The organism is Geofilum rubicundum JCM 15548 (genome assembly GCF_000974365.1).
GTDB lineage: Bacteria > Bacteroidota > Bacteroidia > Bacteroidales > Marinilabiliaceae > Geofilum > Geofilum rubicundum.
Genome location: NZ_BAZW01000206.1, coordinates 1 through 558 on the forward strand (window position 1 = coordinate 1; position 558 = coordinate 558).

Annotated in this window: 1 protein-coding gene; it reads right to left on the bottom strand. The window is 51.8% G+C overall.

Annotated features, from left to right (window positions below):
• Positions 1–384, bottom strand: a 384-nt coding sequence (locus JCM15548_RS20800; RefSeq protein WP_162198320.1) for an efflux RND transporter permease subunit, incomplete at its 3' end; no start/stop codon positions are given.
• Positions 385–558: the final 174 nt, after the last annotated feature.

A 558-nucleotide genomic window follows, 5' to 3' on the forward strand; every position in this document is an offset into this window, starting at 1 on the left:
ACCGCCACCCCAGGTGTAACTCACCCGTGGGCGCTGCAAACCCTCAGGCAAGCGGGGATAGAGACTGCGCATAATGCTCGACACTTCAAAACGGGCGGCGTCCATGTCCACCGACTTTTCAAAACTCACCCGCACCGTACCGTAGGCATCGAAGGATTCCGATTCCACCCAGGTGATGCCGCGCATCGAAGATAAAGCCCCCTCCACACGTGAGGTAACCTCCTTTTCTACCACATCGGCTCCCATGCCCGGCCAGTCGTACCCCACATGCACCGTATTACCCGTGTTGTGCGGGTAAAGTTGTACCGGCAGACGCGGAATCAGCACCAATCCTACAATAGAAAGGAGCAAAAAGATGATGTTAATGGAGAAAGCGTTTTTCATGGGAAAATAAAAGGGTTACACAGAGTGGCACGGAGTAGTTATACACAGAGGTTCACGGAGAGATTTAAAAAAAACTCCGTGCCTCCTCAGTGTCACCTCTCTGGTCTCAGTGTCACCAATGACTCGTGGGCCAGATTCAGATTATTTTCATAAATCACCTCCATGCCTACTTCC